Origin of the sequence: Mesorhizobium sp. M7A.F.Ca.MR.362.00.0.0 (assembly GCF_004023175.1) — a bacterium.
Lineage (GTDB): Bacteria > Pseudomonadota > Alphaproteobacteria > Rhizobiales > Rhizobiaceae > Mesorhizobium.
The window spans coordinates 1-315 of sequence record NZ_RZTF01000976.1 but is presented as its reverse complement, the minus strand read 5'-3'; the positions used below and the strand labels follow the sequence as shown (position 1 = coordinate 315).

1 protein-coding gene is annotated in these 315 nt (G+C 33.3%); it reads right to left on the bottom strand.

Translation table 11 applies throughout. The annotated features are described in order from the left end of the window. Positions 1–17 precede the first annotated feature (17 nt). The gene (locus tag EOC06_RS38750) at positions 18–245 is read right to left on the bottom strand and encodes a hypothetical protein (RefSeq protein ID WP_128310188.1); all 228 of its coding nucleotides are present in this window, start codon (positions 243–245) and stop codon (positions 18–20) included. Positions 246–315: the final 70 nt, after the last annotated feature.

Sequence of the window (315 nt, the reverse complement as noted above, 5' to 3'; positions counted from 1 at the left end):
ACTAAACCTCTTTTCTACTAATGAAGGGGTCCTAACTCCTCAATTTTTAAGCTATATGTATTATAATCGGCAATCACCAAGACCTCTTTAGACTCTTCCATATAATCTAAGAAATTATCATCCCCATAAACTTTCCTTAAATCTCTTACGGTTGCTGTACTTTTTATGACTTTACCGTATTTATGAAAGTGCTCTTTCAGCTCTGGGGTAATAACCACATAACTCGGATCAATTTTAAATTCCATTATTCATTCCTCCGTTTTCTGGGAATTACTTTTTATTTTCACATTATCTTGGAATCCTCTTTCAGTAATC

Coding starts and splice junctions, on each gene's coding strand:
- EOC06_RS38750 (WP_128310188.1), bottom strand. CDS start 245: ATGGAATTTAAAATTGATCCGAGTTATGTGGTTATTACCCCAGAGCTG.